Origin of the sequence: Alteraurantiacibacter buctensis (assembly GCF_009827655.1) — a bacterium.
GTDB lineage: Bacteria > Pseudomonadota > Alphaproteobacteria > Sphingomonadales > Sphingomonadaceae > Alteraurantiacibacter > Alteraurantiacibacter buctensis.
Genome location: NZ_WTYV01000012.1, coordinates 1 through 10,622 on the forward strand (window position 1 = coordinate 1; position 10,622 = coordinate 10,622).

11 protein-coding genes and 1 pseudogene are annotated in these 10,622 nt (G+C 61.6%); 8 read left to right on the forward strand and 4 right to left on the reverse strand.

The features are described 5' to 3' along the window. Nucleotides 1–136: 136 nt before the first annotated feature. A complete protein-coding gene (locus GRI99_RS18060; RefSeq protein ID WP_160773464.1) occupies nucleotides 137–550 on the reverse strand; it encodes a MerR family transcriptional regulator in 414 nt (137 codons plus the stop codon). 67 nt (nucleotides 551–617) lie between these two features. On the opposite strand from GRI99_RS18060, the gene GRI99_RS18065 reads away from it, so the two are divergent. The 8 genes from GRI99_RS18065 to GRI99_RS18100 all read left to right on the forward strand — a co-directional run bounded on the left by GRI99_RS18065 (nucleotide 618) and on the right by GRI99_RS18100 (nucleotide 9,675). After that, on the forward strand, nucleotides 618–1,250 hold the full coding sequence (locus GRI99_RS18065; protein ID WP_160773465.1) for a cation efflux transmembrane domain-containing protein: 633 nt from the start codon (nucleotides 618–620) through the stop codon (nucleotides 1,248–1,250). Between the two features lie 13 nt (nucleotides 1,251–1,263). Beyond that, nucleotides 1,264–1,638 (forward strand): DUF3703 domain-containing protein, encoded by a 375-nt coding sequence (locus GRI99_RS18070; protein WP_160773466.1) that lies wholly within the window; start codon nucleotides 1,264–1,266, stop codon nucleotides 1,636–1,638. Between the two features lie 61 nt (nucleotides 1,639–1,699). Beyond that, nucleotides 1,700–2,110 carry a hypothetical protein gene (locus GRI99_RS18075; RefSeq protein ID WP_160773467.1) on the forward strand — a complete coding sequence of 137 codons (411 nt, stop codon included), beginning with the start codon at nucleotides 1,700–1,702 and terminating at the stop codon, nucleotides 2,108–2,110. Between the two features lie 66 nt (nucleotides 2,111–2,176). Then, complete coding sequence (locus tag GRI99_RS18080) at nucleotides 2,177–3,430, forward strand: TolC family protein (RefSeq protein WP_160773468.1); 1,254 nt, start codon at nucleotides 2,177–2,179, stop codon at nucleotides 3,428–3,430. Continuing rightward, a complete protein-coding gene (locus tag GRI99_RS18085) occupies nucleotides 3,427–4,620 on the forward strand; it encodes an efflux RND transporter periplasmic adaptor subunit (RefSeq protein WP_237438460.1) in 1,194 nt (397 codons plus the stop codon). Before GRI99_RS18080 ends, GRI99_RS18085 begins: the two co-directional genes overlap by 4 nt. 61 nt (nucleotides 4,621–4,681) lie before the next feature. Continuing rightward, nucleotides 4,682–7,945, forward strand: coding sequence for an efflux RND transporter permease subunit (locus GRI99_RS18090; protein ID WP_160773474.1), 3,264 nt, complete (start codon nucleotides 4,682–4,684; stop codon nucleotides 7,943–7,945). Between the two features lie 102 nt (nucleotides 7,946–8,047). Continuing rightward, nucleotides 8,048–8,686, forward strand: coding sequence for a cation diffusion facilitator family transporter (locus GRI99_RS18095; RefSeq protein WP_160773469.1), 639 nt, complete (start codon nucleotides 8,048–8,050; stop codon nucleotides 8,684–8,686). Further along, nucleotides 8,683–9,675: a cation diffusion facilitator family transporter gene (locus tag GRI99_RS18100; RefSeq protein WP_160773470.1), complete on the forward strand. Its 993-nt coding sequence runs from the start codon at nucleotides 8,683–8,685 to the stop codon at nucleotides 9,673–9,675. The genes GRI99_RS18095 and GRI99_RS18100 overlap by 4 nt, the downstream gene beginning before the upstream one ends. Nucleotides 9,676–9,689: 14 nt before the next feature. On the opposite strand, the gene GRI99_RS18105 is transcribed toward GRI99_RS18100, so the two are convergent. From GRI99_RS18105 to GRI99_RS18115, 3 genes and pseudogenes are all read right to left on the reverse strand, one after another. Beyond that, nucleotides 9,690–10,013, reverse strand: coding sequence for a YnfA family protein (locus GRI99_RS18105; RefSeq protein WP_160773471.1), 324 nt, complete (start codon nucleotides 10,011–10,013; stop codon nucleotides 9,690–9,692). A gap of 143 nt (nucleotides 10,014–10,156) precedes the next feature. Then, nucleotides 10,157–10,372 (reverse strand): helix-turn-helix transcriptional regulator, encoded by a 216-nt coding sequence (locus GRI99_RS18110; protein ID WP_160773472.1) that lies wholly within the window; start codon nucleotides 10,370–10,372, stop codon nucleotides 10,157–10,159. After that, nucleotides 10,365–10,622 (reverse strand): annotated as a pseudogene (locus GRI99_RS18115) (hypothetical protein); the annotation flags it as partial. The pseudogene GRI99_RS18115 and the gene GRI99_RS18110, both read right to left, overlap by 8 nt.

Below are 10,622 nucleotides of genomic sequence, written 5' to 3' on the forward strand. Positions count from 1 at the left end.
CGGCTTCACGCAGCTTGCCGATAATCTCCTCCGGCTTGTGTTTCCTCGCCATTCCATTCCTCCTGACTGGCCAATTCAAAAATAGAAATTGGGCCACTCAGAAGGGGGCAGATCATACTATCGATGTGGAACCGATCTATTCGTGTTTGGCGGTGCAATGTCCATGATCGGCCAGCGTCTCGATCACCTGACAATCAGATGAAAGGCCCCCGCGGCACCGCCCGGAAACCCTGACCAACTCATCCCGCAACCGGGTCAAGTGGGAAATCTTGGCTTCGACCTGGCCCAAATGCCGCGTGGTGATGTTGTCCGCTTCAGCGCAATCACGCTCCGGGTGATCGGCGAGATCGAGCAGCGAACGGATATCGTCAATCGTGAAGCCAAGCTGGCGGGAGTGGCGAATGAAGCTCAGCCGGGACCGGTGTGAGGGATCATAAATCCGATAATTTGCCGCCGACCTGCCCGGCGCGCTTAAAAGACCAATCCGTTCGTAGTACCGGATCGTCTCGACCTGCGTGTCGGTGGCTTTTGCAAGTTCGCCAATTTTCATCGCTTGACCCTGTAGCAGCTACAGGGTGCATATAGAGGGCCGACTCGCAAATTCCAAAGAGTAGGTCATGGCTGATAATTGCTGCGCTGCCGCTTGCGGGAGCACCGAAAATCTGAACCGGCCGGAATGGCGGCGGGCCTTGTGGATTGCGCTGTTTGCCAACGGCACAATGTTCCTTGTCGAGATGGTGGCAGGTGTGGTGGCGGGCTCGCGATCCTTGCAGGCTGACGCGCTCGATTTCTTCGGCGATGCAGCCAACTATGCCGTTAGCCTTGGCGTGGCAGGCATGGCGATTGGCTGGCGTGCAAGGACCGCCTTGATCAAAGGCATGACCATTTTCGGCTTTGCGCTCGGTGTGCTTGGCTGGGCAATCTGGGGCCTCATCGCAGGTTCCGATCCGGAACCGATAGCCATGAGCGCGGTCGGTGCTCTTGCATTGCTGGTCAATCTGTCGGTCGCCGTGATGCTGTTCCGGTTCCGCAGTGGCGACGCGAATATGCAGTCTGTCTGGGTTTGTTCGCGAAACGACGCGATCAATAACGTTGTAGTTATCGGGGCCGGGGTCGCCGTCATGTTTACTGGCAGCGGCTTACCTGATCTGCTCGCCGCATTCATCATGGCTGCCATTGGACTTCACGGAGGCTGGCAGATTATCTCTCAGGCGCGCCGTGAGCTCGGTGCAACGCGAGCGTCTGCATAGTGAGTGCTATGGCATGAGCGCTGACGAGAAATCCGCACGGCTCAGCTTTTTGGCGACCGAGTATGCGCTATACACTGCGGCCCGCAGCCGGTGCGACAATGAAGCCGCCTGGGGCCATCTCGAGCGCGCGCATATCGTTGCGCAGGTTCTGTTCTGGGCGCACATCGGATCTCATTGGGAAATGCTGCAATTCGCCTGGCACGTGCGCGATTGGCGCGAGGTCGCGGGGCAGATTGCGCGACTCATGCTCGCGCCTGTCGGCAACGGTCTTGGACGCCTTCCTATTGGCAATAGCGGAAGGGCGCGTATCAGTGCTTTTTCTCCGATGCCAATTCCCGATGATCTCCGGTCTGAGATCGCCCGGTTTTCAGAAGCAGGCAGGTCATGACATGTCATGCTCGCCTCCAACGTAACATTATAACCTCATATATTGCAGATTTATTCGCAACTTGCCCGACTTCTTTGCCTATGTTAGACGCGGCGCCGATACAGTGACATTCACTCTCCGCCCTGTTGCCCTGCGCCCTCTGGCCATACTTTTGGCGCTGGTGATGCTTGTCTTTGCAACGGTGGCAGACGCCGCAACCTGCGGGACCGAACCCGCGTTTTCCAGCGACGCGGAAATCATGACCTTTGTCCATCAGGCGGAAGCACAAGGCGGCGATGATCCGGGCAATACTGACGCTCCTGTCGAGCAGCATGGCGTGTGCGCGCACGGGCATTGTCACCATGGGTCCAACGTGGAAAACGTGGTCGCTGATGTTGAGAGCCCCAGGCCTCTGACCGTCCACCTGGCGGCGCGCTTTGCCCGTCTGCCTTCGGTTGAACGCGAGATACTGAGCCCTCCTCCTCGAGCCTGACGTTCCGCGCGCACCGGGGATGCTTCCGGTGCCGTCTTCGAACGTCAGCAGAGGAAGTAATCCAAAATGTCAGCCATGTTCTGGCGGGGCGCCCTGATTGCAGGGCTGGCCTTCGCCACTTTGATGGAACCTGCCGCTGCGCAGGAGCCACCGGTCGTGTCGCTTGATGAAGCGCTCGATCTTAGCGGGGTCGCAGAAGGTTCTGAGTCATCCGACAGCAACCCGCGTCTTATCGGACCACGTGCGGAAAGCGCGGCGGCAGAGGCGTTGATCGGCCAGGCTCGCTTGCGCCCCAACCCGGACGTGTCGTTCGAGGCCGAGAACTTTGCCGGTAGCGGCATGTTTTCCGGTCTGCGCGCGACCGAATATACCCTTTCGGTCGGTCAGCGGCTCGAACTCGGTGGAAAGCGCGGCGCCCGGATCGAAGCGGCCGAGGCACAGGCCGATCTGGCGAACCTGAGAGCCAGTCTTTCACAGGCCGAGCTCGGCTATCTGGTGCGCGAGCGGTATATCACCGCCGTTGCAGCGGCATCGCGTGTCGATCTGGCCCGCGATATCGTCGCGCGCAACGAGGAGCTGGCCCGCATCGCGAACCTGCTGGTGGAGGTGGGCCGCGAGCCGCCGCTTCGGGCCTTGCGGGCGCAAGCCGCGCTCGCCGAAGCGCAGGCAGAGCTGGAGGCTGCACAAGCAGCCAGTCTGGCAGCCCGGACCGGCCTTGCCGCCTTGTGGAGTGAACAGTCAGCACCGCCCCTGGTGCCGAGCGAGTTTCCCGCAATTGTACCGCCAGGCGATGTATTGGCGGGGAGTTCACCGCTGCAGTTAGAGGTTGCGCGGGCCACCACATCTGCCGCTGCCGCCGAAATCGCGCGGGAGCGGAGCTTGCGCGTTCCCGATCCGACCATCTCGGCTGGTGTCCGGCGCTTTGAAGAAAGCAACGCGAATGCCTTCATCGTTGGCGTTTCGATCCCGCTCCCGTTCAGCAATCGGAATCAGGGCAATATCGCCGCTGCCGAGGCCAATCTGCGCGCAGCAACAGCTCGTGAAGCGGTGGCACTGGCCGATTACGAACAGGCAGTGATGCGCGCACGCTCGTCCTATCTTGCCGCTGAGGCGCGCGTTGAAACCCTTTCCACCACGTCCCTGCCCCAGGCAGAGGAAGCGCTGCGACTGGTGCAGATCGGTTACAGCAACGGTCGCTTTCCCCTGATCGAGGTGCTGAGCGCCGCTGAGGCGCGCGACGCGATCCGCCAGGCACTGATCGCCGCGCAGCAAGACCGGGGGCAGGCCGCCGCCGAACTTATCAGGCTGGCCGCACAATGAGGAATCTTTCCATGAACCGCAGAACACTGGCGATTATCGCCGGGATCGTGCTTGTCGTCGCAGCCTTGCTGTATTTTCTCTGGCCTTCAAGTGGAGAGGAGCCCCACGCAGACGGTGACACTCATGCCGAAGGCGAAGCCCATACCGAAGGCGCCGAGGGTGAAGCGGTCGAAGGCCTGGTATCGCTCGACGGCGCGCAAATCGAAGCTGCGAAGATCGCAGTCGTTACGGTCCAGGCGGGCGCCGGCATGGAACTGGTTTTCCCGGCCACCGTCGCAGCAAGCCCCACCGCAAGTGCGCGCATTGATGCCCGCGCGACGGGTGTTGTCCGCAGCATTGGCAAGACGTTGGGCGATTACGTCCGTCAGGGCGAAACGGTCGCCCGGATCGAAAGCGCCGATGCCGCTGCGCTGGCATCGCAATTGAGTGCCGCACGTGCGCGCGTAACCGAGTTGTCCTCGGCTTACGATCGTGAACGGCGCTTGTTTGAAGCCAATGTCACCGCCCGGCAGGACCTTGAAGCCGCTCGTGCCAATCTCGATGTCGCCCGCTCCGAACTGTCCCGCGCGCAGGCAGCTGTCGCAGCGGCCGGGGTCAGCGGCGATGGGCGATCGCTTGCGGTAACCAGCCCGCTTTCGGGTCGCATAACCGCTGCTCCGATCGTGCTCGGCTCCTTTGTGGATGCCGGTGAAGAACTCTTCCAGGTGGTCAATCCGGAGGGATTGCAGATCGAAGTGGCCCTGCCATCACCCGACGCCGCCCGCATCGGGCCCGGAGATGAAGCGACACTGGAAGTAGGGGATGGCCGTGAAATCGGTGCGCGGGTGCGCTCGGTGACGCCTTCGCTCGACCCCGAGAGCCGCAGTGCTACCGCCATTCTTAACTTGCCCGGCAGTGCCTCCGGTCTTCAACCCGGCTCCTTCCTGCAGGCACGCATCCGGCCCTCCGGCGAGGTGGATCAGACCAGCATCGCAGTCCCCGAAGATGCCGTACAGGTGCTTGACGGCCGCGATGTCGTGTTCGTTCGCACCCAGGGCGGATTCCAGGCGCGGACGGTGCAGACGGGCAGCCGCTCGGGCGGAATGGTGACTATCCTGTCCGGTATCGAAGTCGGCCAGACCATCGCGGCGACCAATGCCTTCCTGTTGAAAGCTGAACTCGAAAAGGAGGAAGCCGAACATGGACATTGATCAGACCACGGCTCCCTCGCAGGAGGCTGCCCCCACTCACGGCAACGATGGCGGTCACGGCCTGATCGGGTTCGTTCTCGATATCGCCGTGCGGTTTCGCTGGGCGATCATCGTTCTGACCGTGCTTGCGGCGATCTATGGCGCGTTCAATCTGGTGCGCCTGCCGATCGATGCGGTTCCCGACATCACCAATACGCAGGTCCAGATCAACACCAGCGCGCCCGCGCTGTCGCCTTCGCAGGTAGAAACGCAGGTGACGTTCCCCATCGAGACCGGCCTTGCCGGAATCGAGGGGCTGGAAATGACCCGCTCGATCTCGCGCAATGGCTTCAGCCAGGTCACCGCGATCTTCGAGGAAGGCACCGACATCTACTTCGCCCGCAGCCAGGTGAACGAGCGACTTGCGCCGATCGGTGCATCGCTGCCCGAAGGAGCGGAACCCACCATGGGGCCGATCTCCACCGGTCTTGGCGAAGTGCTGATGTACACGATCGAGTATGAGCATCCGGGCGGCGAAGGAGCGACAACGGGTGGCCGGACGGGCTGGCAGTCCGACGGCAGCTTCATCACCGAACGCGGAGATAGGCTCGACAGCGAAGTGGCCAAGGCGGCCTACCTTCGTACCGTGCAGGACTGGGTCGTGGCACCGCTGATGCGGTCTATTGACGGTGTTGCCGGGGTCGATTCCATCGGCGGCTTTGAAAAGCAGTATCTGGTGCAGCCCGATCCCGCGCGGCTTACCGGCTACGGCCTTTCCTTCGACTCGCTGATTGAAGCTCTGGAGGCCGCCAACCTGGCCGCCGGGGCCAATTTCGTCGACCGCGCGGGCGAGGCATTGCTGGTGAGAGTGGACGCCCGGCTTGACGGAATCGATGCCATCAAGGAAGCCGTGGTGGCAACACGGGAGGGCGTTCCGATCCGCATCGGCGATGTGGCCGATGTCGCCATCGGCGGCGATCTGCGCACCGGGGCGGCATCGCTCAATGGCGATGAGGCCGTGGTCGGTACGGTTCTGATGCGCGCAGGCGAGAACAGCCGGACCGTGGCCGCGAACGCCGCTGCACGGCTTGAGGAGGTGCGCGCATCGCTACCCGAAGGTGTGGTGGCCGAGATCGTCTACAACCGCTCGTCACTGGTCGATGCCACCATTGCGACCGTCGAGAAGAACCTGCTCGAAGGGGCCTTGCTGGTTATCGCCGTGCTGTTTCTGCTCCTTGGCAACATCCGGGCGGCGATTATCACGGCGCTGGTCATCCCGTTCTCGATGCTGCTCGCAGCGGTGGGGATGAACCGGCTAGGTGTGTCCGGCAATCTGATGAGCCTTGGCGCATTGGACTTCGGGTTGATCGTCGATGGTGCGGTCATCATCGTCGAGAACAGCGTCGCACGCCTGGCTGCACGGCAGCATCATGAAGGGCGCTTGCTCACCCTTGGGGAACGCCTGACCGAAACCCGCCTCGCGGCACAGGAAATGATCAAACCGACCGTTTACGGCCAGGCGATTATCTTCCTTGTTTTTGCCCCGCTGCTCACCTTCACCGGGGTCGAGGGCAAGACGTTCTCGCCGATGGCGATCACGATGATGCTGGCGCTGGCTTCGGCCTTCGTGCTGTCGCTGACCTTTGTGCCGGCGATGATTGCGGTGCTGCTCAACAAGAAGCTGACCGAGAAGGAAGTGAAGCCCATTGTTTGGGCGAAGGAGCGGTATGGTCCGGCCTTGCACAAAGCGATTGCCCGGCCCTGGCCGGTAATCGGAGCCGGTGCCGGAGCCTTTGCGCTTGCGGCTGTGGTGTTCACCTTCCTCGGCAGCGAGTTCACCCCGCAGCTCGACGAGCGCGATCTGGCGGTGCAATCCCTGCGCATTCCCTCCACCTCGCTCGAACGCTCGCTCGCCATGCAGCGACAGGTCGAGGACCGCATTGAAGAGTTTCCGCAGGTCGAGCTGGTGTTCTCAAGAACAGGCACGGCTGAGGTTGCCAGCGATCCAATGCCGCCCAACATCTCGGATTCCTATGTTATCCTCAAGCCGCGAGAGGAATGGCCCGACCCCAGCTTGTCCAAGGACGCCTTGATCGCGGAAATGGAGGAGGCTCTCGGGGGTCTTGTCGGTAACCTCTACGAGTTCAGCCAGCCGATCGAACTGCGGTTCAACGAACTGATCGCGGGCGTCCGTGGTGATGTGGCGGTCAAGCTTTACGGCGACGACCTCACCGCGCTCACCGAAGCGGCAGGCGAAGTCGCCGGTGTCCTGCGCGAAGTGGAAGGCGCCGCAGACGTGAAGGTGCAGCAGGTCACGGGCTTCCCGACGCTCGACATCGCTTTCGATCGGCCCACCATCGCCCGCTACGGGCTGACCGTAGAGGATGTGGCCCAGTCGGTGGCCATCGCTTTGGGCGGACGGCCCGCGGGGATGGTGTTCGAAGGTGACCGACGGTTCGATGTCGTCGTGCGCCTCGATGCTGCCACCCGGGACGACTTCGACCAGCTTGGTGCTCTCCCGATTGTTCTTGAAAACGGCGTAACCGTCCCGCTGCGGACGCTCGCCGATTTCCGGGTGGTCGATGGCCTGGCCGAAGTGCGCCGTGAACAAGGGCGGCGACTGGTAATCGTATCGGCTAATGTCCGCGAACGCGATCTGGGCTCCTTCGTCGAAGAAGCGCAGGAGGGTGTTGCGGCGCAGGTCGAGATGCCCGCTGCCTCCTTCATCGAATGGGGCGGCCAATACCAGAACTTGCAAGCGGCGCAGGCGCGGCTCGCTATCGTCGTGCCGGTCTGCTTCGCTCTTGTGCTGTTATTGCTGTTCATGGCGCTGGGCGGATGGGTTCCCGCTCTGGCTGTGTTCAGCGCCATCCCCATGGCTCTGGCTGGCGGTGTCTTTGCTCTTGCCTTGCGAGGATTGCCTTTCTCGGTCTCGGCGGCGGTGGGCTTCATTGCGCTTTCCGGCGTGGCGGTGCTCAACGGGCTGGTGATGATGACGGCCATCCGCCAGCGTCTCGACAAGGGCATGGCGCTGGAAGAAGCCATCGTGGACGGTGCGCTGGCGCGCATCCGTCCGGTGCTGATGACTGCGCTGGTGGCATCGCTCGGCTTCGTGCCGATGGCGATCGCGACCGGGACCGGGGCCGAAGTGCAACGGCCGCTGGCGACCGTGGTGATCGGCGGGCTCATCACCGCGACCATCCTGACCCTGTTCGTCCTTCCGGCAATTGCGAAGCTTGTGCTGGTCGATCGCAACGACACACGCAGTTGGCGTCAGCAGTGGCGCGACCGTTTGCGCCGCAACGCCACGCAAGAGGAACAGGGGGAACTTGGCGAGGTTACCTAAACCTGCCCGATGCCAGCGCGATGTAGCGTGCTTGCATCGCGCTGGCGGCTACCCCCGCCCGGTCCGATCAGGAAATGGAGCGAGCAAAGGAGTGAATGAAAAATGAGCGGCGAAGGTGATCTGGAGCTCGATACAGAAGAGAAGCGGCGCACCTTGTGGATCGTGCTGTGGCTCAACGTCGCTATCGCAATCGGTTTCTTCATTACCGGGGTGATCGGCGATTCCAACGCGTTGCTTGCCAACGGGCTCGACAACTCATCAGACGCAGTAGTCTATGCGCTGAGCCTGCTGGCATTGTCCCGTTCGCGGACCTGGAAGCGCGGCGCGGCACGCTTTTCCGGTATTATGCTGCTCATTTTCGCAGGCGGCGTCATCGCCGATGCCATCCGGCGCTTTGTCGAAGGGTCCGAGCCTGGCGGCATCATGATGATGGCAATGGCAGCGGTGGCCGCAATCGTGAACCTCATCTGCTTGCGGCTGCTCAATAAAATGAGCGAGAAGGACGTCAATCTTCGCGCGGCGACGACCTTCAGCTTCAATGATTTTATCTCCAACGGCGGCATCATCATAGCCGCCATCATCGTGATGGTGACAGGCGCAAACTGGCCCGATCTTGTGGTCGGTATCGCTGTCGCCGGAATAGCGCTTTATGGCGGGATCGATATCCTGCGGGACGCCCACATGGACATCCACGATGAGGATGACACCGAGCATGAGAAGGGGGATCAGTTCAAGCTGTGACCGATGATCACGAACATCCCGGCTCGGAACACGAAAGCCACAGGCATGCGGGGCATCAGCACGGCGGCCATCACGGCCACAGCCATGGTGAGGAGAATCTGAGTGACCGTCAGCTGGTGGTCGCAGTGGCGATCAACGTCTTGCTTACTCTGGCGCAAATCATCGGCGGGATTGCCTCTGGCTCGCTAGCACTCATTGCCGACGCTCTGCATAATTTCAGCGATGCCGCTTCTCTTTTTCTGGCCTGGTTCGCGCGGAGGATCGGGAGACGGCCCGCCGATAAATTGATGACCTTTGGTTATGCTCAGGGCGAGGTTGTCGCAGCAGTGATCAACCTCACAACTTTACTCATCATCGGGTTCTACCTGATCGTGGAGGCCATCAACCGCTTCGCCGACCCTCAGCCTGTGGAAGGCTGGACGGTCATTGCCGTCGCCGGCATCGCCCTGGTGATCGATTTGATAACGGCGCTGATTGTCTATCGCGGTGCACGTGACAGCATCAATATGAAGGCCGCATTCCTGCACAATGTGTCCGATGCGCTCGCATCGGTCGGGGTGATCGTGGCCGGGGTCCTGATCATCCTTTACGACCTTTATGTCGCGGATCTGATCATCACGTTGATCATCGCGGCGTATGTCATATGGCAGGGCGTCACGCTGCTTCCGCGAACGGTGCGCCTGCTGATGGGCGCGGTGCCCGACGAGGTGGAGTTCGATGAGATCGTTGAGGCGCTGCGGTCACACGAGGGCATCGAGGGCCTGCATCATCTTCATATCTGGAATATCGGCGAGCATCGCCGCGCGCTTGAGGCGCATGTCGTCCCTGGCGATGCCTCACTGCACAGTTTCGAACAGGTCAAACGAACCGCCCGCACGATGCTGGCGAGCCGGTTTCAGATCGAACATGCGACGTTCGAAGCGTGCCTTGGCGGTGATTGTGAGGACCATCTCGTTCCTCACCATCCCGGGACCGGCGCGCAGGAATAGACACCACGCGCCCTTCATGCCGGACGAGGCCCCCACAAAATGATCGATGCACCGATCAGACAAATCGCCACCCCTGTAATATCCCATCGATCGGGCCTCACGCCTTCGGCCCACCAAAGCCACGCGAGTGCCGAAAGGATATAAATCCCGCCATACGCCGCATAGGTGCGGCCCGCATGTTCAGCCTCGACGAGGGTAAGCAGATAGGCGAACAGGCATAGCGAAAGGACGCCAGGGATGAGCCATAAGGGAGAACGATCCAGGCGCAGCCAGATCCAGAACGCATAGCAACCCGCGATTTCGGCCAGAGCCGCACCTATGTAGATCAGATAAACCATCCGACACTGCGCTTCTCATAGCGAAGCGTCTTTGACAATCTTGGCCAATGTGCAGCGTCAAAGATAAATGACCCCGTAACCGGAGACGGAAGCACTGATGATTGAGTTCTCAGGAGCATGGCCGCAATGGAGCTGATGGACTGTCATTGCAACCTGTCCGAAATCCAGGTTTCGATTTCTTCTTCGGCCCAGGCAACCGCATAGCCACCGAGCTGCACCGGCTTCGGAAACCTGCCCTCGGCCATCCAGCGATAAATCGTCGAACGGCCAAGCCCTACGCGGTGCTGGACTTCGGGCAGGCGAATGAGCCGGGTGACCCTGCGGGGCTCTGTCGCTCCTTTGTCGATCTCTTCACCCACGGTGGCCTCCCTCGGCACCGGCAAAGACGTCGCCGAGCAGCGCATCTTTGCGCTCGAGCTCATCGATATGGTCGGAGAGCAGGCGGGCGACGCGGTGCGCGGTGCCCTTGGCCCAACGCGGCTTCACGTCGTGAACCTGGTTGCCCAGGACACGCTCGAGCGCTGAAGGCAGCTGATCGGCCCCCACCGAGTGGTCCGTGTTGATTGTTAGTGCAAGATTGCCTCCGCCGCCATGGCTGGCCGCAGGTGG

Bases quoted from the DNA above. Each gene is read 5' to 3' on its own strand.
- GRI99_RS18070 (WP_160773466.1), top strand. From the start codon at position 1,264: ATGAGCGCTGACGAGAAATCCGCACGGCTCAGCTTTTTGGCGACCGAG.
- GRI99_RS18085 (WP_237438460.1), top strand. From the start codon at position 3,427: ATGAGGAATCTTTCCATGAACCGCAGAACACTGGCGATTATCGCCGGG.
- GRI99_RS18065 (WP_160773465.1), top strand. From the start codon at position 618: ATGGCTGATAATTGCTGCGCTGCCGCTTGCGGGAGCACCGAAAATCTG.
- GRI99_RS18060 (WP_160773464.1), bottom strand. From the start codon at position 550: ATGAAAATTGGCGAACTTGCAAAAGCCACCGACACGCAGGTCGAGACG.
- GRI99_RS18105 (WP_160773471.1), bottom strand. From the start codon at position 10,013: ATGGTTTATCTGATCTACATAGGTGCGGCTCTGGCCGAAATCGCGGGT.
- GRI99_RS18080 (WP_160773468.1), top strand. From the start codon at position 2,177: ATGTCAGCCATGTTCTGGCGGGGCGCCCTGATTGCAGGGCTGGCCTTC.
- GRI99_RS18095 (WP_160773469.1), top strand. From the start codon at position 8,048: ATGAGCGGCGAAGGTGATCTGGAGCTCGATACAGAAGAGAAGCGGCGC.